Consider the following 22,522-nt stretch of genomic DNA (forward strand, 5'->3'; position numbering starts at 1 on the left):
CGGGTGGGCGGAGGCCGGGGAGTGCACGGCCGGGAGGGCGCGGCGCCCCCCGGCCGGCGGCCCCGCCGCGCACACCGCTGATCTCGGCCAACCAGGTGACCGTGTGGGCGGCGTTGCGCCGACTGGGTACCCGAGCGGTGGGACCGTGGAGCGCTGCTGGACACTCCTGGACATACCGGCGTATACGCGGCCCGTTGAACCGCCGGAGGTCCGCCCGCGCCGCGGGACCCGCCGGCACTGCCGGAAGAAGAGCAGCAGGAAAGGCTGGACATGACCGCACTCGGATTCCTCTACCCGGGCCACTCGGCCGAGGACGACTACCCCCGCATCGAGCAGCTCCTGGGCAGTGACGTCCGGCTGGACCTGGTCCACACCGGCGTCGACGAGGACGCCCACCGCATCGACGCCCTGCGGCACAAGGGCGCGACCGAGCGACTGGCGGAGGGCGTCGGGCAACTGCGGCTCGCGGGCGTCGAGGCGATCGTGTGGGCGAGCACCGGCGGCGGCTTCGTGCACGGCTGGGAGGGCGCCCGGGAGCAGGTGCGCGCCCTGGCCACCAGCGCCGGAACGCCGGCCTCCTCCACCTCCTTCGCCTTCGTGCGGGCGGCCCAGGAGCTCGGCGCCGCGCACGTGGCCGTCGGGGCGGTCTACCCGGACGACGTGGCCGCCCTCTTCGCCGACTTCCTCCGGGCGGGCGGTCTGCGGGTGACGGGCGTCCACAGCGCCGGGATCGTCACGGCGGCCGAGGTCGGGGCCTGGGGCGAGGCGGAGGTGTTCGCCCTCGCGCGGGCGGCCGACTCCCCCGAGGCGCGGGCGGTGCTGCTGCCCGGCACCGCCCTGCACACCGCCGCGTGGCTGCCGGAGCTGGAGAAGGAGCTCGGCAAGCCGGTCCTCACCGCCAACCAGGTCACCGTGTGGGAGGCGCTGCGCCTGACCGACCGGCGGCTGAACGCGCCGGGGCTCGGCGCCCTGTTCGCCCGGGAGCCCGTCGTACAGGTGTGAGGCCCGGTACGCGGCCCGGTACGCGGCCCGGTACGCGGCCCGGTACGCGGCCGGGGACGCCCCGGACGCCGGTGCGCCGGGAATAAGCGGGGACAGCCTCCTGTTAGCGCTGCGAGGACAGCACACGGCTGACGACAGGAGGACCCCCGTGGCCGCAGAAGAGACGTCGGCACAGGCCGAGCCGGCCGGCCCGACGACGGCGGACGGGACGCCGACCGCAGCCGGGACGGCATCCGTCGCCGGGGCCCCGGCGGGAGACGCGACCCCGGACGCGATTCCGGCGGGGGACGGGATCCGCGGCACGGCACACGGCAGCGCCCCCACGCCCCTGTCCGTACTGGACCTGGTCACCGTCGGCTCCGGCAGCACCGCCGCCGACGCCCTGCGCACCAGCGTCGCCCTCGCACGGTTCGCGGAGTCACGCGGCTTCCACCGCTACTGGGTCGCCGAGCACCACTCGATGCCCGGCGTCGCCTCGTCCTCGCCCGCCGTGATCCTCGCCCACCTCGCCGCGCACACCGACCGCATCCGGCTCGGCTCCGGCGGCGTGATGCTGCCCAACCACGCGCCCCTCGTCATCGCCGAACAGTTCGGCACCCTGGAGGCGCTGGCACCCCGCCGCGTCGACCTCGGTCTCGGCCGCGCCCCGGGCACCGACGGAGGCACCGCGGCCGCTCTGCGCCGGACCGCCACCCTGCACGAGGGCGCCGACGACTTCCCCGAGCAGCTCGCCGAGCTCACCCGCTTCCTGGACGACGACTTCCCCGACGGCCACCCGTACCGCAGGGTGCACGCCATCCCCGGCCCGATCCAGGGCACGTCGCCCGGCGGGGTGCAGTCGGCGCACCGGCCGCCGATCTGGCTGCTCGGCTCCTCCGGCTTCAGCGCCCGGCTGGCCGGCGTGCTCGGCCTGCCGTTCGCCTTCGCGCACCACTTCTCCGCGCAGAACACGGTGCCGGCCCTCGACCTGTACCGGGCGTCGTTCCGGCCCTCCGAGGTGCTCGCCGAGCCCTACGCCCTGATCGGCGTCTCCGTGCTCGCCGCGGACGACGAGAGCGAGGCCCGCCGCCAGGTCCTGGCCACCGGCGTCAACATGGTCCGGCTGCGCAGCGGACGCCCCGGTCTGTTCCCGTCCCCCGAGGAGGCGCAGGCGCACCGACTCGGCCCGCTGGAGCGCGAGTTCGTCGACTCCTGGACGGCGAACATCATCCACGGCACCGCCGACGAGGTCCGCTCCGGCCTCGACGACCTGCACAAGCGCACCGGCGCCGACGAGTTGATGCTCACCAGCCACGCCCACCGCGGCGCCCTGCGGCTGCGCTCCTACGAACTCGTCGCGGACGCCTACGGGTTGCCGACGGCGTAGGACTCGGGGGTGCCGCGCAGCTCGGAGATGCGGTCCGGCGACACCGGGCGGGAGTACAGCCAGCCCTGCCCGGTGTCGCAGCCGATGCTGCGCAGCCGGGTCGCCTGCGCCGACGTCTCCACGCACTCGGCGGTGACGGTCAGGCCCAGCCGGTGGGCGAGATCGATCATCGCCTCGACGACGACCTGGTCGGCCGGGTTCGGCGGGGTGGCCCCCTCCTTGTCGCTCTCGTACTGGAAGCCGCGCACGAAGGACCCGTCCAGCTTCAGCACCGACACCGGCAGCCGGCTCAGGTAGGCGAGGTTGGAGTAGCCGGTGCCGAAGTCGTCGATCGCGATGCCCACGCCCATGTCGCTGAGCGCCTGCAGCGCCTGCAACGGCCGTCCGGCCGAGCCCATCACCGCCGACTCGGTCAGCTCCAGCTGCAGCAGGTGCGGCGCGAGGCCGGTCTCGGCGAGGATCTCCGCCACGTCCGCGACCAGGTCGGAGTCCCACACCTGACGCACCGCCACGTTGACGCTGACGAACAGCGGCGGATCGTCCGGATTGTCCAGTTGCCACTGTCGTGCCTGGCGGCAGGCGGTGGCCAGAACCCATCGGCCGAGCGGGACGATCGAACCGTCCTCCTCGGCCAGTGCGACGAACCGATTCGGCGACAGCAGCCCGAACCGGGGGTGGTCCCAGCGGACCAGCGCCTCCACGCCGCGCAGCCGGCCGTCCGACATGCCGACCAAGGGCTGGTAGTCGAGCCGGAACTCGCCCCGCTCGATGGCGGGACGGAGCGTGGAGGCCAGCGCCTGCCGGGTCATCAGATGGGCGTTGCGCTCGGGGTCGAACAGCGTCCAGCGGTCCTTGCCGTCCACCTTCGCCCAGTACAGCGTGGTGTCTGCGGCCTGCATCAGACCGGTCGCGGTGGTGCCGGCCGCGGCCCGCTCCACCACCCCGATCGACGCCGACACGTTCAGCCGGTGTCCGGCCAGGTCGAAGGGGGCCTGGAGCGCCTTGAGCACGGATTCGGCGAGGTCGGCAAGCTGGTCGGTGCCGGTGGAGTCCTCCACCAGCAGGGCGAACTCGTCCCCGCCGAGCCGGGCCACCAGCGGCACGCTCGGCCTGGTCCGTCCGGCCTCCTCGGCGCAGCCGTTCAGCCGCTCGGCGACGGCGGCCAGCAGACGGTCGCCCACCCGGTGCCCGAGGGTGTCGTTGACCGCCTTGAAGCCGTCCAGGTCCAGATAGCACAGGCCGATCCGGCCGGTGCCGCTCTGCTCGTACGCCTCCGCCTCCAGCGCGGAGGACACGCGCTCGAAGAACAGCGTGCGGTTGGCCAGCCGGGTCACCGGGTCGTGCATCTGCAGGTGGCGCAGTCGCGCCTGAAGGTCACGGTGGGCGCTGACGTCGGCCACGGACAGCAGCACCCCGGGCGTTTCCGCCCCCGGCGTCTGCGCCTCCAGCGGCGAGACGGTGACCTGCGCCCACAGCGCGTGCCCGTCCGGCTGCTTCAGCCGCCGGGTGCAGCGCAGTTTGGCCCGCCGGCCGCGCAGGACCTCGCGGTAGGCGTGCCGGATGCGGGCGTCGGAGGCCAGGTCCAGCAGGTCGGAGGCGACCCGCCCGACCAGCGGGGCGCTGCCGCCGCCGAGCAGCGCGCCGAGCGCGCCGTTGGCGTCGACGATCCGCCCCTCGCGGTCGACGACGGCCATGGCGAGCGGCGCCGCGGAGAAGACGGACCGATAGGCCGCAGACCCGCCGCTCGTACTGTTGATGTCACTCTCTGTGACGGCTGACCGGTCGAGGTCTGCCGCGGGCGTCGGCCCTTCGGACGTTCCGCTCACCGCTCGCTCCCGCAGTGCACTCGATCGCTGTCCGTGCAGGAAAGTGTGCCGATCATAGAGGCTGCCCGGGGACCCGCGCAGCCCATGCCCAGTGTCCCGGACCGACCCGCCTTTCTGACAGATCGTTTCTGCCCGCACCTGGCCCGGTTCTGCGGGCCCGCGACCGCTTGTGACGTTCCGTGAGAATTCCGGGGGTGTCGGGGTGATGCCCGCTTTCCGCGTCCTCACTCGTCTGGTGCAGAAAAACAGGGCGTAGTACGACAATTCCACACAGTCTGGGTGGCGGTGTCCCGTGAACCGCTCCCGGAGGTCTCTGTGCCGCGACTGCCGCGACCCGTGCGCCTGCTCCCGCGCCCCCGACTGCGCGGCGCCGCGGCCGTGTTCACCACCCTCACCGCGCTCGCCGCGACCTCCCTGATCGGCAACCCCTCCGTGGCGGAGCCCTTCTCCGCCGCGCCCTGCGCCCTGGCCCGCACCGCGGCCCACCACTCGGAGGGACTGGACACCTGGAACGCCGCCTACCCCCGTCCGGCCCGCTCGCTGGACGCGGTGATGGTGTTCCTGTCCTTCCCCGACTGGACCCCCCTGACCTCCCCGGCCGAGCTGGCCGCCGACCACTTCCCGGCCACCAGCCGCTTCTTCGAGCAGGCGTCGTACGGCAGGTTCCACCTGCGCTCCCATCCGCTGAAACGGTGGATCCGCATGCCGAAGCCGTCCACCGCCTACGCCATACGGCGTGACTGGAGCCCCGAGGGCCGGGCCGCCTACCTGCACGACGCGCTGGCCGCAGCCGACCCCCACGTCGACTTCTCCCGCTACGGCGTCGTCTACTTCGTGGCCGACCCGGACGCCCCCGGCGTCGACTCGGACGCCACGAAGGTCGTCAACCTGGACGACCCGCTGCACGCCGACGGCGTCGACATCCGCCGGGTCGTCACCGTGTTCGAGAAGCACCCCCCGGACCGGCTCGTCCTGGCCCACGAGACCGGCCACGTCTTCGACCTGCCCGACCTCTACCACCGCCCGGTGGACGGCAAGGGCGACTGGGACACCTATGTGGGCGACTGGGACCTGATGGGCAGCCAGTTCGGACTCGCCCCGGACCTGTTCGCCTGGCACAAGTGGAAGCTGGGCTGGCTGGATCCGCGCCAGGTGCTGTGTCTGCGGGGCCCCGGCCCCACCCGGCTGACGCTGGAGCCGGTCGGCGCCGGATCGGGCACGCAGGCCGCACGAGCCGTCGGGGAACCGGTCCCCGAACCCGGGGAACAGGCCCCGGCCCCCGTCCGGCCGGTCCCCGGGCCCGGGGGGCAGGTCCCCGCCCCCGTCCAGCCGGCCCCCGTGCGACCCGCTCCCGTACGGCCGACCCCCGTGCAGCGGGCCTCCGTGCCGTCGGCTCCCGTGCCGGGGGGCGGCGCCAGGCTCGCGGTGGTCCGCACCGGTCAGGACAGCGCGCTCGCCTTCGAGGCGCGCGGTCCGGTGGGCAACGACCGCGCCGCCTGCCGCGCCGGGATCCTCGTCTACCGGGTCAGCAGCGCCGCCCGGTCGGGCCGCGGGCCGGTCGAGGTGCTCGACGCCCACCCGCGCACCGAGGCCTGCTGGGAGAACTCCGTCTATCCGCCGCTCGCCGACGCCCCGGTCGCCCTCGGGGAGAGCTTCACCGTCCCCGGCGACGGCGTCCGGGTGGACGTGGAGAGCCGCTCGGCGTCGGGGGCGTGGACGCTGAGGATCACCCCCGGCACGAAGCTGTGAGGGCAAGAGAAAAGGCCCCCCGCTCACGCGAGAGGCCTTTCACTGTCGTGCGCCGCCAGGGACTCGAACCCCGGACCCGCTGATTAAGAGTCAGCTGCTCTAACCAACTGAGCTAGCGGCGCCTGCTGACGTCGTAGACCTTAGCATCCTGGTCGGGGGGAGGAGAAATCGATATGCGCACGGCCCAGCGGGCCGCCCGCACCGCCGCCCACAGCAGGATCTCGGGCCCCGGAAGCCAGGGGTGACGGGTGTCCGGGGCGACCATCCAGCGGGTGCCGCACCCCGGCTCGGACGGCACCAGCGCGGGCACGGTGACCGCGTCGCCGGTGCCGTGGCACAGCAGCGGCGGCACGGTCGCGGCGCGGCCGCCGCGGCGGCCTTCCGCGCTCCACTCCTCCCACTCCAGCAGCGAGGGCAGTCGTTGGGCCGTGCCCGGCGCCGCGAACAGCAGGGTGCGGCCGCGGAACGCGGCCACCGGCCCGGAGCCCGGCCCGTCGCCCCACAGCCGGTCGAGCATCGCCCGCCCGAACATCGCGGGGGCGCTGACGACGTCGAACACCGCGCCGCACGGCAGGACGACCGGCGCCTGCGGCCGCTCCTCCCAGAAGGCGAGCGTGCTGCGCGGATACGTTCCGGCGGAGGCCAGCCATGCGGCGCCGTCCGGGGTGACGCCGAGGGCTTCGTCGTATGCGCTGCTCATACCGACAGGTCTACCGCCCGTGAGCAGGTGATCTCACAGGGTTGCGCGAAATCGGGACGGGAGGGACGCGGGGGGAGTATCTTGCCCGCCCGGCATATGCCAGTGGTGAGGTCGCGTGCCGCCACCCGGCCTTGCACAGCCCGGGACGGCTCACGCCAGAGACACGGCTCACGCCGGCCATACGGGCTCACCCCACTCGCTCACGCGGCCGGCGACGCCTCACCCGGGGTCGGCGGGCCCCCGCCCCTCGGCGTCGCCCCGCAGCAGGTCCCGGCCGAACTCGACCATCTTCTTCGCGTAGTCCTCGGTCCACTCGGCGCGGTCGGCGATGTCCGCCGTCGTCAGCCGGTCGAAGCGGCGCGGATCGGCGAGCTGGGCCGCCGCCATCGCCTGGAACTCCAGCGCCCGGTCGGCGGCCGCCCGGAACGCGAGCGTCAGCTCCGTCGCCCGGCTCAGCAACGCCCCCGGATCGTCTATCGACTCCAGGTCGAAGAAGTGCTCAGGGTCGCCGGCCGCCTCGGCGGGCTCGAAGAGCAGGGGCGCGGGGCGTAGCCGCGGTTCGTGCCGACGCGGCGTGGGCTCCGCCATGTCTTCTCCTCCTCGTACGGTTCGGATGCAGACCGCCTTCCATTCTCCCCCGATGGAGCAGGAGCCATTCGGCCCCGGACTCTCAAGGCTTCCAGGCGACCCGATGTTCCCCGAGATGCGCCAGCACCGCGTGGTTGGCCTCCCAGCCGTCCGGGAACTTCATGAGGGTGCCCAGCTGGACCGGTTCCGTCGACGGGTACTCGTCCAGCAGATCGTCGACGCCCGCCCGGCACACCACCACGCACGCGTGCCGGTGGCGGGAGGCGAGCACGCACAGCCGTCCGGTCTCCAGATGGAAGGCGGTGGCGTCGGGGCGGCCGGAGAGCGGGTGCAGGATCACTGTGACGTCGAACTCCATGCCCTGCAGCCGGTTCGCGGTGTCCACCGTCACGTCGGCGACGCCCAGATCCGCCAGCGCCGCGCGCACCGCCGCCGCCTGGTCTCGGTGCGCCGTGCCGACCGCCACCCGGGCGGCCGTCAACGGGGCCGGGTCGGCGGAGCGCTCCGAGACGGCCGCGCCGCCCCGGTCCAGCAACCGCCGCACCACCAAGGCGACCGCCCGGACCGCCTCCGGGTCGGTGCGGGGGGTGTGCCGGGCGGGCAGCTCCAGCAGGCCCCAGCCGGACTCCGCCGCCTCGTCGATCACCCGGTCGGCGCCGGAGCCGTCCGACGGGACGGCGAAGGAGAGACGGCGGTCGCCGTGCCCGGTGCCGCTGCGGAACGGCGTGTACGGGTAGAACGCGGCCGAGACCAGCGGCGCGGCCGACGCCGGGAGCCGCCAGGACACCGGCAGCCGGTGCTGCGGCAGCTCCGGGTTGTGCGCGAGGAGGGTGCTCACCGCCGACGCCGACGGGTCGTACGACAGCCCCGCCCACTGCTCACCGCCGACGATCGAGAACGGGTCCAGCTGCCCGGGGTCGCCCACGAACAGCGCCCGCTCGAACAGCCCGGCCACGGCCAGCAGCCCGTCCGAGCGCATCTGGTACGCCTCGTCCACGATCGCGTGCCGCCACGGCTCGTCGGTCTTCACGTGCGCCCACTTCGCGGCGGTGGAGATCACCACCGGCAGCCCGGCCAGCTCCGCCGCCTTCGCCGACTTCCGCACGTTGGGCAGCCGCTCGAGCGCCTTGTCGTACGGGTCGGCGTCGCTGCTGTGCAGTCGGCCCACCGGCAGCCCGGGGCTCTTCTCGGCGAGCCGCAGCACCAGGTCGTCGACCTGGGCGTTGGTCTGCGCCACCACCATCAACGACCTTCCCGCGTCGGCCAGTTCAAGCGCCGCCCGGACGACGAGCGTGGACTTTCCGGCACCCGGCGGGGAGTCCACGACGACCCCGCGCGCGGCGGAGTGCAGGGTGTCGTGCAGGATCGCGTCGGTGGCGCGGGCGGCGGCGGTACCGGGGTCGAGAGCGGCCTCGGCGGTCACAGGACGTCCTCCTGGGTGACGGAGTCGGGGGGTTCGGGAGCCTGCTCACCGGGCGGACCGCCGTGCGTCCACGGTGTGTCCTCCGGGTCGGGCAGCTTCGCGCCGCCGCGCTGCTCGTGCTCGAACAGGGTGAAGCAGAGCCGGTCGCCCTTCTCCGGCACGGTCCCCGCCTCGGGCTCCTTGCCGCGGCCCATTTTGTCGACGATCCGCAGGACGATCAGGTCCTCCGCGACCCGCTCCACGAACTCGGCCGCCTGCGGCTTCCCGCCCAGCGACCGGTACGCCTTCGCCCGCTCGCCGAGGTGCGGACGGTCGTCCGTCCGCACGGTGACCAGCGGACGCGGGCTCGGCCGCCGGCCCTCGCCGTACGCCATGACGACGTCGACGACCTCGCCCGCGAACGCCTCCCCGGCCAGCCGGCGCGCCGCCATGGCCAGCGGGTCGTCGAGCGCCTCCTGGGCCTCCAGCCTGGCCTGTTCGCGTTCGCGGGTGGCGAGCTTGTTGGCCGCCGTGACCGCGTCGTCCCGGCGCGGCTGCGGGGGCTCGCCGGCGACCACCCGGTCGCGGTGGCCGGTGAACGACCAGCGGTCGCGCGTCCACCGCTCCTCGACGTGCGCGCCTTCGGGCAGCGCCCGCAGCAGGTCCAGGCCCGCCCACACCGCGTTCCACGTCGGCAGCGTCCGGCTGCGCACCAGCTCGCGGATCTCCCGCTCGGCGGCGGTGAGCGCGCCCAGCCGGTCGTCTGCCTGCATGCCGTCCTCGGCGGCGGCCAGGGCGGTGCGCGCGCGGTCGTAGCGCTCGATGGCGGGCGCGAGCAGCTTGTTGTCGAAGGCCGGGTCGGTGGCGGGACCGGCCGGCGGGCACCGCAACTGTCCGTCGGCGTCCCGCGCGAGCTCCGCGCGCAGCGCCGCCGCGGCGCCCGTCTCGCCGGGCGGGGGGTCGATCCAGGCGAGCAGCGCCCCCAGGTGCTGGTCCTCCAGGCTGGACTGCCCGGTCGCCCAGTGCCGGCCCAGCACCTCCGTGAGGGCGAGCAGCAGTGAGGAGCCGGGCACCCGGGACCGCTCCCCGAAGTGCGTCAGCCACCGCCCGAGCAGTGGCACGCGCGGGGGTGCGGGATGCGGCGTCTCCGGGTCCTGCTCGGCCGTCCGCCTGAAGCGCATGGAGCGGCCCAGCAGGCGCACGAGGTCGACGCCGGCCCGGCTCGGCACGATCAGCTGGGGCGCGTCCGCGCACAGCTCGACCTCGACCTTGACGCGTTTGCCGGTCTCCGGGTCGGTCTCGGCCCGCTCGGCGGACTCCACGTGGTCGGCGTAGGAGTCGAGGTAGGGCAGGACCACGTCGGCCAGTTCGGCGAGGAACGCGAACCGAAGGTCGCGGTCGCGAGGCTGCGGCACGACCAGCAGCCGCGGCGCGTCCCGCTCGGTGCCGACCAGCGCGCCCAGCGGGGCGCCGGCCTCACCGGCGGTGGTCAGCGGCACGAACACCAGCGGCTGCTCGGACAGCCGCCGGTGCCGGACGGTGGCGGCGGGCTGGGCGCGGCCGGTGGCGACGGCCTCCAGCCGGGCCAGGGCGGTGATCAGGGACACATCGCCCCCAGGGCCTCCCGGCGCAGCTCCGCGGCCCGGCGCAGGGCGGCGACGGCCGGGTCCCGCGGATCGCCGGCCTCGCCGTGGGCCGCCGCGAGGACGTCCTCGACGGTGTTCAGACCGCCCAGCTCGGCCCGCACCGAACGGCCCAGCGCGGTGACGGCGCCGGCCGTGCGGGAGCGGTCGCGGCAGTGGAACGCGAGCTCGCAGGCGGCCAGGCACTCGGGCGCGTACGCGGCGGGAACCGTCTCGACGGCCTCCGTGAGCTGCTCGGCGGGCAGCTCGGGAGAGAAGCAGACGCCGTCGGGCAGGGCGTCCGCGATCTCCTGGATCCGGGTGAGGCGCGCGAGCTGGCGGCGGGTGACGGCGCGCTGCTTGCGCACGTCCACGGCGGACGCGGTCGGCAGGTTGGAGAAGTCCCTGGGGCAGACCAGGAGCACCCGGTGACGCACGCGCGGGGCGGGCTCGAGCCGGGCGGCGAGCTCCTCGAGGGCCAGCACGTACACGGCGGCCTGCCGGGCGGCGGCGCCGACCTTCGCGGGGTCCGCCGCGCCGTCCAGCATCGGGAAGGACTTGATCTCCACGACCGTCCAGCTGCCGTCCGGGTGGACGACCACCGCGTCCGGCTCGAGGAAGGCGGGGGAGCCCGCCACGTCGAGGGCGATCATCGGGTGGTCGAGGAGCGTCCAGCCGCCGGTCCCGGCGGATTCCCCGGCGGAGGCGGCGGACGCGGCGGCCTCGCGCAGCGCCAGCGCCGTACGGGCCGTGCGGCCCTCGGGGCCGATCGCGGACAGGTCGGGCACGGCCGCTCCGGCGGGTGGCGGCGCGGCCGGATCCAGCCGTTCGTGCACCAGCCGCAGCAGCTCCGCGCCGCCGTCCGCCTTCACCTTCGCCTCGAACGCGTTGCCCCGGGTGAGGGCGAACTGGGACTGGCCGAAGGCCGACGGCGAGCCCAGCGCGCCCGCCAGGGCCGCCTTGTTCACGCCCGCGCCGTCGAGGATGGCGCGCCGCTTGCAGCCCGGGTTCGCGGCGAGCGCGGCGAGGGCGCGCGCGTCCAGCGCCTTGGCCGGTGTGTCGGGGCCGCGCAGCTCAGCGAGCCGCTGCCGGAGCGCCTTCCCCCGCGTCCGAGGGAGAGGCGTCCGGTTCGACTCCGGGGCGGAGCCGTGACTCGCGCTGCCGTGGAATTCGCTCACCCGGGGAAGTCTGGCATCCGCCACTGACAACCGAGGCCGAAGTGGCGGGAGAGTCCGCCGGGAGGGCGGGTGCGAGGGCCGGTGCGGGCGCCGGGACACGGGACGCGAACCGCACCCGGGCCCGGTCCGCGGCGCGCATCGCCCACGGCGCCAGCAGCAGTCCGACGCCCATCACGGCCGCGCCGGCGGCCGCGTCGAGGAAGTAGTGGTTGGCGGTGCCCATCACCACGAGGGTGGTCACCAGCGGATAGACGACGCCCGCCGTCTTCGCCAGGCGCGTGCCGCCGTGCCGCCACAGCATCACCCCGCACCACAGGGCCCAGCCCACGTGCAGGCTCGGCATGGCGGCGTACTGGTTGGTCATGCCGCCCATGCCGCGCGGCGCGCTCGCCTCGCCGCCCCACCAGCCGTAGGAGCTGTACTGGGCCATCGTGTCCACGAAGCCGTGCCCGGCCGACAGCAGCCGCGGCGGGCAGGTGGGCATCAGGGTGAAGCCGATGAGGCCGATGAAGGTGGACACCATGAGCCAGGTGCGGGCCGCCCGGTAGTGCAGCGTCCGCGACCGGAACAGCCAGACCAGGATCGCGGGGGTGACCAGGTAGTGCAGGGACGCGTACCAGAAGTCGGCCGGCACGCCTATCCAGGCGTGGGCCGTGAACAGCCGGTTCAGCGGGTGCTCGGCGTTGAGGTAGAGGAACTTCTCGACGCGCAGGATCGCCAGACCGTGGTCGACGGCCGTGGAGACGTCACCGCGCGCGAGCAGCCGGCCCGCCGAGTAGCAGAGGTACACCAGCAGCAGCAGGGGCAGCTCGGTCCACCAGCGCAGCCGTGTCCGCGGGGCCGCCTCGGTGCCTGGTGTCTCGGTCTGCGGCATCCGATCGCCTCCCCCTTCTGGTCGCTGTCTGGTCGCTGTCTGGTGCTCGGTCCGGTCACTGCGGCGCTCGTGGCGCGGGACGTGCCACTTTACGGCGGACGGACGCGCCCCTCACGAGGGGCCCCGGATCTCAAAGACGCTGAGATCGCCCGCCGGGTTGCCCCTGTTCAGGGTGAGCGATGATGGAGGGGATCCGCCCCCGATCTCCCCCTGGTCCCTTCCAGGGTTCTCCCGGAAAGGTCCCCCATGGCACCGCGCATTCTGCTGGCCCGGCACGGGCAGACGGAGTGGTCGCTGTCCGGCAAGCACACCGGCAGGACCGACGTGCCCCTCCTGGAGGAGGGCCGCCGGGGGGCCAAGCTGCTGGGGGAGCGGCTGCACCGGCCGCCCTTCGACGGCCTCGCCGACGCCGAGATACGCACCAGTCCGCTGGTCCGCGCGCGGGAGACGTGCGCACTCGCCGGCTTCGGCGAGCGGGCCGAGGTCTGGGACACCCTGGTGGAGTGGCACTACGGCGCCTACGAGGGGATGACCCCCGCGGAGATCCAGGCCGTCCGGCCCGGGTGGCTCATCTGGCGCGACGGCGTTCCCGAGGGGGAGACCCTGGACGAGGTGACCGCCCGCGCGGACGAGGTCGTCGCCTGGGCCCGCTCGGCCGACCGGGACGTGCTGGTCTTCGCCCACGGGCACGTCCTCCGCTCCATAGGGGCACGCTGGCTGGGTCAGCCGCTGGACTTCGCGGCGCGGATCCGTCTGAACCCCACGTCGCTGTCCGTTCTCGGCTGGGCCTACGGCGAGCCGGCCATCGAGAGCTGGAACGACCTCGGTCACCTCGTCTGACCGTCCCCCCGAGACCGCGGCTCACACCGTCCGCGGCGTCGAGGCGTGCCGCTCCAGGAACGCGGAGACGCCGCCCGCCCTCCGGTGCGGCAGCAGCACCCGCGCCGTCCCCGCCAGCATGGTCTGGATCCGCGACGACTGGACCTGGTCCAGCAGGTCCAGGACCCGCAGTCCGGCCACCGCGGCCTCGTCGGGGCGTCCCCCGCGCGCGAGGTCGTCCGCCAGCTCCGCCGTGTACAGGGCGATGTTCCGGGTGAAGTGCGGGTCCTGGAGGTCCGCGGCCCGTCTCGCGTGCCGGGCCGCGCGCGGCCAGTCGCCCAGCGCGGACCAGCACTGCGCCGTGAGCCCTTCCAGCTCGGCCTCGCCGTAGAAGCTCATCCACTCGGGGTCGTCGTCGCAGCGGCCGCGGTCGTAGAGGGCCTGGGCGCGGACGAGGGCCTGCTCGCAGCCGGTGCGGTCCGCGAGCCCCGCCCAGCCGCCCGCCTCCCGCAACGACAGCAGCGACATCAGCCGGGGTGAGCCCAGGGGGCGGGCGACGCGCTGGGCGGCCTGGGCGGCGCGGACGGCCTCGCGGGGCCGGCCCGCGTCGCGCGCGAGGAACGCTGTGTTGCAGAAGGCGTGCGCCTCCAGAGCGTCGTCCCCGGTCACCCGGGCGGTCGCCAGGGCCTCGGCGTAGTGCGAACGCGCGTCGTCGAACCGGCCCGAGTCGTGCGCCAGCCAGCCCACCGAGATGGCGAGTTCCCCGGCGCCCGAGTGGAGCCGGTCGGCCGTCGTCTGACGGGTGGTCCCGGCGTCCAGCAGTGCGAAGGCGGCGCGCAGCGGAGCGGCCGCGCGCCGGTAGAGGCCGTCGGCCCCGTGCCGGTCGTCCAGCAGCCGGATTCTGCGGACCGCTTCTTCGAGTGCGCTCGCCTCGCTCGATCCCGCGCGCCGCCCCCGGCGCGCCGCCGCCGAAGCGTCGTGGGCGAGGACGAGGGGGCCCAGGGTGGCGGCGGCCATGGTGGCGCCTCCGCCGGTCATGAATGCGCGACGCAGCACGTCGCTCTCCTCGTGGTCGTGGTGCGTGTCGTACGGGTCCTGCGTGTCATACGGCTCGTGTGCCCGGCGCGTCTCATCCGTGTGCCGCTCGTCACCGGTGGCGCCCGCCGGTTCTGCGGGGTGAGCGCCGGGCGCGTCCCCGGTGCCGCGCGCCCCTCGGCCGCGTACGGACGAGCGGGGTGCGAACCCGAGATCGGTGAGTGTGCGGCCGGGGAACATGTGCAGGAACACCCGCTCGTAGGCGTAGTTGGGGCAGCGGATCTCGCCCCCCTCGACCCGCCCGATGTACCGCGCGTCACAGCTGACTCGCTCGCCGATCTCCCGCGCGGCCCGCCGTACGAGCGCGGCGAACTCGGCCGGCGAGCGCTGTCCGCGCAGCTGCCGGAAGGCGGAGTTGGGCCGTGCCGGCCGGTCGGGCCGAGCTGGGGTCACCGTTGACGACGCCATGGCCGGGTCCTCTCGTGCGAACCGTCGAACCATGCCGGACCAGGGGTGAGTTGTCCGAGTGGCACCCTTGTTCCCGGCGGGCAAGAACGTACCTGCTGTGGTCGGGCCGCCATGCGGTGTTTGGCTACAAAACGGATATCTCATCCGCGATCTGCCATGAACTGCCATCCTTTGCGGCGGACTTCCGCCGTAGCCCTTGACGCCGTGACGCGTTGAGCCTTGCGGACTACAGGCGGGCTGCGCGGTGGAGGCCGGAATGGAGACCAGCCAGAGCAACGATCGTCGGGCGCCGTCGGTGGCGGCGTGCGACCTCGTGACGGTGGGGACCCGGCAGGGGCTGGAGGCGGTGGACATCCTGCGGCGCGGGTCGTCCGGCGACGGGGTGGGGCCCGTGCTGCACGACGACGGCGGCGGAACACTCGGTTTCGTGGTGCCGCCCGGCACCGCGGCGGCGTGGGACGTGCCGGGCAGCATCTGCACCAGGACCGCCGACCGTGGACTGAGACCCGCTCCCGAGCCGCCCGTCGAGGGCTCGGACTGGCTGGTGCCCCCCGGCGAGGGGGACCTCGCGACGGATCCTGCGGTGCTGCGCCGCGCGCTGGGCGAGGCGGCCCGGCTGATCGAGGCGGCCGACAGCTGCCGTTAGGCCGGGCCGGCAACTGCCGTCAGGCCGGGTCTGGCCGGCGGACCGGGGCCGGACCGCACGGCGACGGGTCCGGGCGCGCGGCGAGCTGTCGGGGCCTGCGAAAATGGCGTCATGGGAAAGTCCAGGAACACCCGGCGCGAGCGGGACGCCGACGCCGTCGTCGAGCCCGTGGACGGGGGACTCGCCCAGCTCGTGCCCGACCGGGACCGGGCGCGGGCCTGGACGCTGCTCATCGACGGCGCCCCCCAGTCGCACGTCGACCTCGACGATCCCGGGTACCTCTCCTTCGAGTACCAGCGGCGCCTCGGTCATGTCGTCGACCTCGCGGCCCCCGCCGGCAGGCCCCTGCACGCCGTGCACCTCGGCGGCGGCGCGTTCACCCTCGCCCGGTACGTCGCCGCCACCCGCCCCCGCTCCACCCAGCAGGTCGTCGAACGCGACGCCGCCCTCGTCCGACTGGTGCGCCGGGAACTGCCGTTGGACCCGGGGGCGCGGATCAGGGTCAGGTCCCTCGACGCCCGCGAAGGCCTCGCCAAGGTGTCGGACGGCTGGGCCGATCTCGTCGTGGCCGACGTGTTCAGCGGCGCCAGGACCCCCGCCCACCTCACCTCGACCGAGTTCCTCGACGAGGTCCGCAGGGCGCTGAGGCCCGGCGGGGTCTACGCCGCCAACCTCGCGGACGGCCCGCCGCTCGCGCATCTGCGCGGCCAGATCGCCACCGCAGCGGCCCGGTTCCCCGAACTCGCGCTGGTCGCCGACCCGGCCGTGCTGCGGCGCAAGCGGTTCGGCAACGCCGTGCTCGTCGCCTCCGACCTGCCGCTGCCGATCGCCGAACTGACCCGCCGGGCCGCCTCCGATCCGCACCCCGGCCGGGTCGAGCACGGCCGGGCGCTGACCGACTTCACCGGCGGCGCCGCGGCGGTGGCGGACGCGTCGGCGGTGGCCTCGCCCGCGCCGCCGCCCTCGGTGTTCCGCTGACGCGTCCCGCCTCGCGCGCCGCGCGCTCGGTCCGGCGGCGCTTGCGGCGGACCGTCCGGCGTCAGTACGTCCCCACCTCCACCCGGGGCGGACCGTCGTGCCAGGTGCAGAACACCGACACCCGGTCCGCGCCGGAGCCGAACTCCACCCGGATCCACGACTCGGTCTTCCACACCTGCATCGACCAGGCCGGGCCCGGCGTGGCCGAGACCAGCGTCGCCGAGGTCTTCCCGAGGTCGAAGACGACCCGCCCGCCGTCCGTGTCGTAGCTCTTGACGCTCCTCCCCGTCGCGCCCGGGACGACGGGGGCGCTCGGCGAGGGACCGCCGGCCGTCGCCGAGGGCGACGGCGTGGGCGCGGCGGGCGTGCGGACGGGCCCGCGGGACGGACCGGCCGACGGTCCGGGACCGCTCGCCGACGGGGCCGGCGCCTTCGGCTCCCGAACGGCCGCCCCGGCCACCAGCGGCAGGGCGCGCGGCGGGTCGTAGGCCGTGCCCGCCATCACCGTGTGGACGCCCCACCACGACAGCGTGACCGCCGCGCCCGTGGCGAGCGACCAGGCCAGCACGTGTACGAGTCCTCTGCGCATCGCCGCCATCCTGCCCCACGCGCCCCACCCGTGTCCCCCGTCAGCCGGGTCGCGGAGTCCGGCGGACCCACCGTTCGTCCACAGACGCCGAGTTGTCCACAGGCCCGAATGGCGCCCGCCCGCATGGCGTAGGTTGCGGCGCATGGCAAGTGTGCTCGTCGTCGAGGACGACCAGTTCGTACGCTCGGCGCTCATCCGGCATCTGACCGACGCCGCGCACACGGTGCGCAGCGTGGGCACGGCTCTGGAGGCGTTGCGCGAGGTCGCCCACTTCCCCTTCGACGTGGTCGTCCTCGACCTCGGGCTGCCCGATCTGGACGGCTCGGAGGCCCTGAAGATGCTGCGCGGCATCACGGACGTGCCGGTCATCATCGCCACCGCGCGCGACGACGAGTCGGAGATCGTCCGGCTCCTCAACGCGGGCGCGGACGACTACCTGATCAAGCCGTTCTCCGTGGAGCACCTGTCGGCCCGGATGGCGGCCGTGCTGCGCCGCTCCCGCGCCGGCGCCGGGGAGGCGGCGCCGTCCACCGTCGCGCGGGTCGGCGGGCTGACCGTGGACCCGTTGCGCCGTCAGGCCGAGCTGGACGGCGTGCGCCTCGACCTGACCCGCCGCGAGTTCGACCTGCTGGCGTTCCTGGCGGGCCGGCCCGGGGTCGTGGTCGCGCGCCGGGAGCTGCTGGCCGAGGTGTGGCAGCAGTCCTACGGCGACGACCAGACCATCGACGTCCACCTGTCCTGGCTGCGGCGCAAGCTGGGCGAGACGGCGGCCCGGCCGCGCTATCTGCACACCCTGCGCGGCGTCGGCGTGAAGCTGGAGCCGCCGGCCTGCGACCCCGGGGGATCGGAGCCGCCGCGATGAGATGGGCGCTGGTCAAGGTGTGTCTGGCGGTGACCACGATGGTCGTGATCGCCTTCGCGGTCCCGCTGGGGCTCGTGGTCAAGGAGATGGCCCGGGACCGGGCGTTCTCCAACGCGGAGCGGGTGGCCGCGGTCGTCGTCCCGGCGCTGTCCATCACCACCGACCGCGATCAGCTGGAGCGGGTGGTGGCCGCGGCGGGCTCCGACGACGGGATGGCGGTGCACCTGCCGGCGGGCGAGGGCCGCGCCGCCGTCGACCTCGGCCGGCAGCGCGCGGACGCCGCCGACGTCGCGGCCGTGCGGAAGCTGGGCCGGGCGTCCATGGCGGAGGTCCCCGGCGGTTCCGTGCTGCTCCAGCCGGTCGCGCTGAGCCTGGGGACCGCGGTGATCGAGGTGTACGTCCCCGAGTCCGAGGTGAGCAACGGCGTCGCCACGGCGTGGGCGGTCCTCGCCGCCGTCGGGGCCGCGCTGGTCGTCGGGTCGGTGGCGGTCGCCGACCGGCTGGGCGTGCGGATGGTGCAGCCGGCCAGACGGCTGGTCGAGGGGGCGCACGAACTGGGGGAGGGGAAGCTGGGGGCGCGGGTGCCGGAGGAGGGGCCGAGCGAACTGCGCCTCGCCGCCGTGGCGTTCAACTCGATGGCCGATCAGGTCGTCCAACTGCTGGCGAACGAGAGGGAGCTGGCGGCGGACCTGTCCCACCGTCTGCGCACCCCGCTGACCGTGCTCCGGCTCAACGCGGCCTCCCTCGGCGACTCCCCGGCCGCCGAGCAGACCCGCACGGCGGTCGCCCAGCTGGAACGCGAGGTGGACACCATCATCCGCACCGCGCGGGAGGCCAAGCCGCAGACGGCGGCCGCGGGTCCGGGCGCGGGATGCGACGCGGCGGAGGTGGTCCGGGAACGGATGGCTTTCTGGTCGGCGCTCGCGGAGGACGAGGGCCGCAAGGTGCGCACCGCGGGCGTCGACCGCCCGGTGCGCATCCCCGTGGCCCGCGCCGACCTCGCGGCCGCCCTCGACGCCCTCCTCGGCAACGTCTTCCGCCACACCCCGGAGGGCACCGCCTTCGCGGTCGACGTCCACAACGCCGAGGACGCGGTGATCGTCCTGGTCTCCGACGCCGGCCCGGGCATCCCCGACCCCGCCACGGCGATGGCCCGCGGCCGGGGGTCCGGGGCCGCCGGCTCGACCGGGCTCGGCCTGGACATCGTCCGACGGCTCGCCGAGTCCACGGGCGGCGACGTCCGCATCGGCTCCTCCGTGCTGGGCGGCACGGAGGTCCGCCTCTGGCTCCAGCTGACCGACCGCCGACCGGTCCGGGGAGGCCATCGCGGCCCGGTCCGCAGACGGAGACGGCCCGCCCGGCGCTGACGACGCCGCGGCCGTCGCCGCGTCCCGCCCGCCGGGAGCGGGCCGGATCGGTCTCGACCTTTAACCGGTGCCGATGCCTCCCTTAAGCGCGTCCTAAGATCGGCGGACCCTGCCCCCATCAGGTGTTTTGTCCGATTCCGCATCGCTAGCGTGCTGCCGCACCCCGCACCCCGCACCCCCGCACCCGCACCCGTACCCCGGGACCGTGAGCAGTGAAGGCAGGCACGTCATGAGCACGCATCGGCGCAGGACCGGCAGCAGGACGAAGGTGATCGGCGGTGTGGTCGCCGCGGCGGTCGTCGGGGGCGGGGTCGTCCTCGTCACCGGTACCGCGCAGGCCGCCGGGGTCGGCGCCGCGTACACCAGGACCAGCGAGTGGTCGACGGGCTACACCGCGCAGTACGTCGTGACGAACAACAGCCCCCAGGCCGAGAAGGACTGGAAGCTGGAGTTCGACCTGCCGGCCGGGGCGGGACTGGGTTCCCTGTGGAACGGGGAGGCGGTTGTCGGCGGACGTCACGTCACCGTCTCGCCGCCCCGCTGGGACACCGACGGACTCGCCGCCGGGGAGTCCGTCACCGTCGGCTTCGTCGTCAACGGCAGCCAAGACCCCGCCGGCTGTCTCGTCGACGGGGCCAGGTGCTCCGACGACGGCGCCACACCCGAGCCGAGCGGACGGCCCACCGGGTCCACCGGCCCCGCCCCGGCCCCGAGCAGCCCCGGCGCCGGCTCCAGCCCCGCTCCCGGCACGCCCGGCTCCGGCTCGCCGAGCCCGAGCGGCAGCACCGCTCCCGGCGCCGATACCGGCAGCGGCACAGCGTCCGCCGCCCGGTTCGCCCCCTACGTCGACACCTCCCTCTACCCCGCCTTCGACCTGCTCGCGAACGCGGACGCGACCGGCGTGAAGGACTACAACCTCGCGTTCGTCACCGACGGCGGCGGCTGCACGCCCAAGTGGGGCGGGGTGACCGGTCTCGCGAACGACGCCGTCGCCGCACAGATCGGGGCGCTGCGGGCCAAGGGCGGTGACGTCCGGGTCTCCTTCGGCGGCGCGGCCGGCTCCGAGCTGGCGACGACGTGCCCGTCCGCGACGGCGCTGGCCGCCGCATACGCCCGGGCGGTGGACGCGTACCGGCTCACGAAGGTCGACTTCGACGTCGAGGGCGGCGCGCTGCCGAACGCCGCGGCCAACACCCGCCGCGCCCAGGCCATCGCCGAGCTGCAGCGCGCGCATCCGGGCCTGGACGTGTCGTTCACCCTCCCCGTCATGCCCGAGGGGCTGACCCAGGACGGCGTGAGCCTGCTCGCCGGTGCCAGGTCCGCCGGCGTGCGGATCGCCGCCGTCAACATCATGGCGATGGACTACGGCCCGGCCTACGGCGGCGACATGGGGACGTACGCCGAGCAGGCCGCGACGGCCACCCAGGCGCAGATCAAGAGCGTCCTCGCACTGAGCGACGGCGCGGCCTGGAAGACGGTCGCGGTCACCCCGATGATCGGCGTCAACGACGTGGCCTCCGAGGTGTTCACCGTGCAGGACGCCGCCCAGCTCGTCGCCTTCGCCGAGGCCAGGGGGCTCGGCTGGCTGTCCATGTGGTCGGCGACGCGGGACAGGCAGTGCCCCGGCGGAGCCAGGAACACGGCGGACGCCACCTGCAGCTCCGTACTCCAGGCCGGCTCCGCGTTCTCCAAGGCGTTCGCCGCCTACCGGTAGCCCCCCGCGGCAGCCCGTCACGCAGAGGGCGCGGCACGCCCCCACGGCGTGCCGCGCCCCTCCCCCTGCCCCCCCGGGTCAGGCGGTCTGCGCGGTCAGGCGGTCCCGACGACGGCCGGGCGGTCCCGTCCCCCGGTCAGGCGGTCTCGGCCTCGGGCAGCGAACCGGTCCGGGCCGCCTGGCCGTACCAGAGGGCGCTCGACTTCGGCGTACGGGTCAGCGTCGCGTAGTCCACGTACACCGCGCCGAACCGCTTCTCGTAGCCGTACGCCCACTCGAAGTTGTCCAGCAGCGACCACAGGTAGTAGCCGCGCACGTCCGCGCCGTCCGCGATCGCCTGCCGCACGGCCGCCAGGTGCCCGCGCAGATAGGCGATGCGCTCCGGGTCGTGGACGCGGCCGTCCGAGTCGGGCTTGTCGTCGTAGGCCGCGCCGTTCTCCGTGACGTACAACGGCAGGCCGGGGGCCTCCCGGGTGTAGCGCATGATCAGCTCGTGCAGACCGGTCGGGTCGATGGACCAGCCCATCTCCGTGCGGTCGCCGGGCGTCAGGTGGAACGCCACGTCGTCCGCGCCCGGCCACGGCGAGTGGTCGCTCGCGCCGTGGCCGTCCGAGCGCGGGCCGCGCACCGAGGCGTCCGCCGCCGAGACCAGCGTGGGCGTGTAGTAGTTGAGGCCCAGCGCGTCCAGCGGCTGGTGGATGGTGCGCAGATCGCCCTCGAGGACGTACGACCAGTCCGTCAGCGACGAGGTCGCCGCGAGCAGCGTCTCGGGGTAGGCCCCCCGCAGGATCGGGCCGTGGAAGATGCCGTTGGCGAGGTCGTCGATCCTCTGTACTGCGGCCAGGTCGGCCGGGTCGCCGGGGGTCAGCGGGCGCACCACCGAGGAATTGAGGCTGATCGCCACCGAGTTGCGGGCCGGCATGGCCGCGCGCAGCGCCGACGTGCCCAGCCCGTGCGCCAGGTTCAGGTGGTGCGCCGCCTTCAGCGAGGCCACCGGCTCCGTACGGCCCGGCGCGTGCACCCCGGACGCGTAGCCCAGGAAGGCGCTGCACCACGGCTCGTTCAGCGTGATCCAGTTCTCCACCCGGTCGCCGAGCGCCTCGCCGACGATCTGCGCGTACTCCGCGAACCGGTAGGCCGTGTCCCGCTCCGGCCAGCCGCCCGCGTCCTCGAGCTCCTGGGGGAGGTCCCAGTGGTAGAGGGTGACGGCGGGCTTGATGCCCTTCGCCAGCAGCTCGTCCACCAGACGGCGGTAGAAGTCCAGGCCCACCTGGACCGCGGGACCGCGGCCGGTCGGCTGGACGCGGGACCAGGAGATGGAGAAGCGGTACGCCGACAGGCCCAGGTCCGCCATCAGGGCGACGTCGTCGCGGTAGCGGTGATAGTGGTCGACAGCGATGTCACCGTGCTCGCCGCCCGCCGTCTTGCCGGGGGTATGGCTGAAGGTGTCCCAGATCGAGGGGGTGCGGCCGTCCTCCCGCACCGCCCCCTCGATCTGGTAGGCGGAGGTCGCCGCGCCCCAGAGGAAGGCGGGAGGAAAGGTCACCGGAGAAACGGGCTCAGGCATGGAAGCGCTCCCATGAGTGGTCGTCGAGACCGACGGAGGTTGAGGGGGGATGTGGTGCGAGGGGGGCCGAGGCGGCGGTGACCCGGCCCCCGGGGATCCATGGACGCGTGACGGCCCGCGCCTGTGCCGCCGGCGTCGTGGGCGAGGGGCGTTCCGGCCGCGCGGTGCGG

Annotated in this window: 19 protein-coding genes, 1 tRNA gene and 1 pseudogene; 10 read left to right on the forward strand and 11 right to left on the reverse strand. The window is 74.6% G+C overall.

Annotated elements, in window-relative coordinates; genetic code table 11:
- Positions 1-65: 65 nt before the first annotated feature.
- The 3 genes and pseudogenes from ACH4ZA_RS18250 to ACH4ZA_RS18260 all read left to right on the forward strand — a co-directional run.
- Positions 66-155 (forward strand): annotated as a pseudogene (locus tag ACH4ZA_RS18250) (decarboxylase); the annotation flags it as partial.
- Between the two features lie 115 nt (positions 156-270).
- Positions 271-1,002: a decarboxylase gene (locus ACH4ZA_RS18255; RefSeq protein ID WP_398430304.1), complete on the forward strand. Its 732-nt coding sequence runs from the start codon at positions 271-273 to the stop codon at positions 1,000-1,002.
- Positions 1,003-1,276: 274 nt separating this feature from the next.
- Positions 1,277-2,368, forward strand: coding sequence for an LLM class flavin-dependent oxidoreductase (locus tag ACH4ZA_RS18260; protein ID WP_319276537.1), 1,092 nt, complete (start codon positions 1,277-1,279; stop codon positions 2,366-2,368).
- Here ACH4ZA_RS18260 and ACH4ZA_RS18265 read toward each other — a convergent pair.
- Positions 2,347-4,194, reverse strand: a complete 1,848-nt coding sequence (locus ACH4ZA_RS18265; protein WP_319276460.1) for an EAL domain-containing protein — start codon at positions 4,192-4,194, stop codon at positions 2,347-2,349. The genes ACH4ZA_RS18260 and ACH4ZA_RS18265 overlap by 22 nt on opposite strands.
- 315 nt (positions 4,195-4,509) lie before the next feature.
- Between ACH4ZA_RS18265 and ACH4ZA_RS18270 the strand changes: the two genes are divergently transcribed.
- Positions 4,510-5,943 (forward strand): M6 family metalloprotease domain-containing protein, encoded by a 1,434-nt coding sequence (locus ACH4ZA_RS18270; protein WP_319276462.1) that lies wholly within the window; start codon positions 4,510-4,512, stop codon positions 5,941-5,943.
- A 48-nt stretch (positions 5,944-5,991) separates the two neighbouring features.
- Here the strand turns inward: ACH4ZA_RS18270 and ACH4ZA_RS18275 are convergent.
- From ACH4ZA_RS18275 to ACH4ZA_RS18305, 7 genes are all read right to left on the reverse strand, one after another.
- Positions 5,992-6,065: transfer RNA gene (locus ACH4ZA_RS18275), tRNA-Lys, on the reverse strand.
- Complete coding sequence (locus ACH4ZA_RS18280) at positions 6,056-6,643, reverse strand: bifunctional DNA primase/polymerase (protein ID WP_319276464.1); 588 nt, start codon at positions 6,641-6,643, stop codon at positions 6,056-6,058. Before ACH4ZA_RS18280 ends, ACH4ZA_RS18275 begins: the two co-directional genes overlap by 10 nt.
- Before the next feature lie 219 nt (positions 6,644-6,862).
- Entirely contained in the window at positions 6,863-7,231 is a 369-nt protein-coding gene (locus ACH4ZA_RS18285) for a hypothetical protein (protein ID WP_306952131.1), read from the reverse strand.
- A gap of 82 nt (positions 7,232-7,313) precedes the next feature.
- Positions 7,314-8,654: an AAA family ATPase gene (locus ACH4ZA_RS18290; RefSeq protein WP_398430307.1), complete on the reverse strand. Its 1,341-nt coding sequence runs from the start codon at positions 8,652-8,654 to the stop codon at positions 7,314-7,316.
- Positions 8,651-10,240 (reverse strand): hypothetical protein, encoded by a 1,590-nt coding sequence (locus ACH4ZA_RS18295; RefSeq protein ID WP_398430309.1) that lies wholly within the window; start codon positions 10,238-10,240, stop codon positions 8,651-8,653. Before ACH4ZA_RS18295 ends, ACH4ZA_RS18290 begins: the two co-directional genes overlap by 4 nt.
- Positions 10,231-11,433 carry a hypothetical protein gene (locus ACH4ZA_RS18300; RefSeq protein WP_398430311.1) on the reverse strand — a complete coding sequence of 401 codons (1,203 nt, stop codon included), beginning with the start codon at positions 11,431-11,433 and terminating at the stop codon, positions 10,231-10,233. Before ACH4ZA_RS18300 ends, ACH4ZA_RS18295 begins: the two co-directional genes overlap by 10 nt.
- Entirely contained in the window at positions 11,330-12,307 is a 978-nt protein-coding gene (locus ACH4ZA_RS18305) for a phosphatase PAP2 family protein (protein WP_319276470.1), read from the reverse strand. Before ACH4ZA_RS18305 ends, ACH4ZA_RS18300 begins: the two co-directional genes overlap by 104 nt.
- Before the next feature lie 246 nt (positions 12,308-12,553).
- Here ACH4ZA_RS18305 and ACH4ZA_RS18310 point away from each other — a divergent pair, with 246 nt between their 5' ends.
- Positions 12,554-13,147: a histidine phosphatase family protein gene (locus tag ACH4ZA_RS18310; RefSeq protein WP_319276472.1), complete on the forward strand. Its 594-nt coding sequence runs from the start codon at positions 12,554-12,556 to the stop codon at positions 13,145-13,147.
- 21 nt (positions 13,148-13,168) lie between these two features.
- On the opposite strand, the gene ACH4ZA_RS18315 is transcribed toward ACH4ZA_RS18310, so the two are convergent.
- On the reverse strand, positions 13,169-14,629 hold the full coding sequence (locus ACH4ZA_RS18315; RefSeq protein WP_319276473.1) for a tetratricopeptide repeat protein: 1,461 nt from the start codon (positions 14,627-14,629) through the stop codon (positions 13,169-13,171).
- A gap of 256 nt (positions 14,630-14,885) precedes the next feature.
- On the opposite strand from ACH4ZA_RS18315, the gene ACH4ZA_RS18320 reads away from it, so the two are divergent.
- Positions 14,886-15,275, forward strand: a complete 390-nt coding sequence (locus ACH4ZA_RS18320; RefSeq protein WP_398430314.1) for a hypothetical protein — start codon at positions 14,886-14,888, stop codon at positions 15,273-15,275.
- Between the two features lie 111 nt (positions 15,276-15,386).
- Entirely contained in the window at positions 15,387-16,253 is an 867-nt protein-coding gene (locus ACH4ZA_RS18325) for a fused MFS/spermidine synthase (RefSeq protein ID WP_319276476.1), read from the forward strand.
- Positions 16,254-16,314: 61 nt separating this feature from the next.
- On the opposite strand, the gene ACH4ZA_RS18330 is transcribed toward ACH4ZA_RS18325, so the two are convergent.
- The gene (locus ACH4ZA_RS18330) at positions 16,315-16,842 is read right to left on the reverse strand and encodes a hypothetical protein (protein WP_319276477.1); all 528 of its coding nucleotides are present in this window, start codon (positions 16,840-16,842) and stop codon (positions 16,315-16,317) included.
- Positions 16,843-16,984: 142 nt separating this feature from the next.
- On the opposite strand from ACH4ZA_RS18330, the gene ACH4ZA_RS18335 reads away from it, so the two are divergent.
- The 3 genes from ACH4ZA_RS18335 to ACH4ZA_RS18345 all read left to right on the forward strand — a co-directional run bounded on the left by ACH4ZA_RS18335 (position 16,985) and on the right by ACH4ZA_RS18345 (position 20,785).
- Entirely contained in the window at positions 16,985-17,704 is a 720-nt protein-coding gene (locus ACH4ZA_RS18335) for a response regulator transcription factor (protein ID WP_398430316.1), read from the forward strand.
- A complete protein-coding gene (locus ACH4ZA_RS18340) occupies positions 17,701-19,071 on the forward strand; it encodes a HAMP domain-containing sensor histidine kinase (protein ID WP_319276481.1) in 1,371 nt (456 codons plus the stop codon). Before ACH4ZA_RS18335 ends, ACH4ZA_RS18340 begins: the two co-directional genes overlap by 4 nt.
- Before the next feature lie 229 nt (positions 19,072-19,300).
- The gene (locus tag ACH4ZA_RS18345) at positions 19,301-20,785 is read left to right on the forward strand and encodes a cellulose binding domain-containing protein (RefSeq protein ID WP_398430319.1); all 1,485 of its coding nucleotides are present in this window, start codon (positions 19,301-19,303) and stop codon (positions 20,783-20,785) included.
- A gap of 136 nt (positions 20,786-20,921) precedes the next feature.
- On the opposite strand, the gene ACH4ZA_RS18350 is transcribed toward ACH4ZA_RS18345, so the two are convergent.
- Entirely contained in the window at positions 20,922-22,352 is a 1,431-nt protein-coding gene (locus tag ACH4ZA_RS18350) for a GH1 family beta-glucosidase (protein WP_398430321.1), read from the reverse strand.
- Positions 22,353-22,522: the final 170 nt, after the last annotated feature.

The sequence above is a fragment of the Streptomyces sp. NPDC020597 genome (assembly GCF_044335095.1).
In the GTDB taxonomy this organism is placed as follows: domain Bacteria; phylum Actinomycetota; class Actinomycetes; order Streptomycetales; family Streptomycetaceae; genus Streptomyces.

Coding starts and splice junctions, on each gene's coding strand:
- ACH4ZA_RS18255 (WP_398430304.1), top strand. CDS start 271: ATGACCGCACTCGGATTCCTCTACCCGGGCCACTCGGCCGAGGACGAC.
- ACH4ZA_RS18320 (WP_398430314.1), top strand. CDS start 14,886: ATGGAGACCAGCCAGAGCAACGATCGTCGGGCGCCGTCGGTGGCGGCG.
- ACH4ZA_RS18330 (WP_319276477.1), bottom strand. CDS start 16,842: ATGCGCAGAGGACTCGTACACGTGCTGGCCTGGTCGCTCGCCACGGGC.
- ACH4ZA_RS18335 (WP_398430316.1), top strand. CDS start 16,985: ATGGCAAGTGTGCTCGTCGTCGAGGACGACCAGTTCGTACGCTCGGCG.
- ACH4ZA_RS18310 (WP_319276472.1), top strand. CDS start 12,554: ATGGCACCGCGCATTCTGCTGGCCCGGCACGGGCAGACGGAGTGGTCG.
- ACH4ZA_RS18345 (WP_398430319.1), top strand. CDS start 19,301: ATGAGCACGCATCGGCGCAGGACCGGCAGCAGGACGAAGGTGATCGGC.
- ACH4ZA_RS18280 (WP_319276464.1), bottom strand. CDS start 6,643: ATGAGCAGCGCATACGACGAAGCCCTCGGCGTCACCCCGGACGGCGCC.
- ACH4ZA_RS18350 (WP_398430321.1), bottom strand. CDS start 22,352: ATGCCTGAGCCCGTTTCTCCGGTGACCTTTCCTCCCGCCTTCCTCTGG.
- ACH4ZA_RS18340 (WP_319276481.1), top strand. CDS start 17,701: ATGAGATGGGCGCTGGTCAAGGTGTGTCTGGCGGTGACCACGATGGTC.
- ACH4ZA_RS18285 (WP_306952131.1), bottom strand. CDS start 7,231: ATGGCGGAGCCCACGCCGCGTCGGCACGAACCGCGGCTACGCCCCGCG.
- ACH4ZA_RS18315 (WP_319276473.1), bottom strand. CDS start 14,629: ATGGCGTCGTCAACGGTGACCCCAGCTCGGCCCGACCGGCCGGCACGG.
- ACH4ZA_RS18305 (WP_319276470.1), bottom strand. CDS start 12,307: ATGCCGCAGACCGAGACACCAGGCACCGAGGCGGCCCCGCGGACACGG.
- ACH4ZA_RS18325 (WP_319276476.1), top strand. CDS start 15,387: ATGGGAAAGTCCAGGAACACCCGGCGCGAGCGGGACGCCGACGCCGTC.